Source organism: Mesorhizobium sp. M00.F.Ca.ET.216.01.1.1 (genome assembly GCF_004010325.2).
Classification (GTDB): Bacteria; Pseudomonadota; Alphaproteobacteria; order Rhizobiales; family Rhizobiaceae; genus Mesorhizobium.
The window spans coordinates 1-290 of the sequence record NZ_SADR02000510.1 but is presented as its reverse complement, the minus strand read 5'-3'; the positions used below and the strand labels follow the sequence as shown (position 1 = coordinate 290).

Genomic DNA, 290 nt, shown 5'->3' with positions numbered 1-290 from the left:
TGCAATCTCGCCCTGGATCACTTCGAGGTCGCCGCCCGGATCGACGACGGCCGCGCGTCCGGTCGCCTCGCAAACGAGCAGCGAGCAGTTCTGCTGGAACGGCGTAACGGGGATCAAGGTGACTTTCATGGATGAGCGCGGCACGAGCAAAACGTTGATTGTACCGGCGTCTCAAGCACGCGCGCCGGGGCCCCTCGCAGCGCAGCACGTGTTGGGCCAAGCTGAATTTGTCTGTCGATTTTTGCAGCAATGGTGAAGATTCATCAAGGTTTTCAGTCCCTTAGCAACAC

General features: G+C 59.3%; 1 pseudogene. It reads right to left on the bottom strand.

Going from position 1 to position 290, the window contains the following annotated elements:
- Positions 1 to 129: pseudogene (locus EN859_RS40140) on the bottom strand (MBL fold metallo-hydrolase); the annotation flags it as partial.
- Positions 130 to 290: the final 161 nt, after the last annotated feature.